We start from the raw sequence: 344 nt of genomic DNA, 5'->3' as shown, positions 1-344 counted from the left end.
GGCATCTTGCTGAATACTGCTTCCGGTTTAATCATCGTTTTGACCTCAAGAGTATGTTTGTTGAATTGGGGCATGCAGTCGTGGCAAGCCCTCCGATGCCATATCGGCTCTTGAAGCTGGCTGAGGGTCATGGGTAATCAGGTAAATTTATCCATCAACAAGACCGCATTGGCTTCTTTCATTTTAGGTAGCAACTGGTCATGTACAGAACCTTAAGCGGCAAGCGAATTAATAATACCGTCTAACGTGTTGTTTTGCTTGGATTTTCTCTGCCTACTCTTTTTGCCGTTTTTGGATAAATACACCATTGCCCACTCCAACTTCTCTGTTATTTCCTGCCACGC

At 44.5% G+C, this 344-nt stretch carries 2 pseudogenes; one reads left to right on the top strand and one right to left on the bottom strand.

Features of this window, described 5'->3' with window-relative positions:
* A pseudogene (locus MUW49_RS21665) lies at positions 1-137 on the top strand (IS1595 family transposase); the annotation flags it as partial.
* Between the two features lie 75 nt (positions 138-212).
* Here the strand turns inward: MUW49_RS21665 and MUW49_RS21660 are convergent.
* Positions 213-344: pseudogene (locus MUW49_RS21660) on the bottom strand (IS4 family transposase); the annotation flags it as partial.

The sequence above is a fragment of the Aeromonas sp. LsrichE-8G genome (assembly GCF_022869435.1).
GTDB lineage: Bacteria > Pseudomonadota > Gammaproteobacteria > Enterobacterales > Aeromonadaceae > Aeromonas > Aeromonas caviae.
Note: the sequence above shows the minus strand (reverse complement) of the source record. Positions and strands in the feature narration are given on the sequence as shown.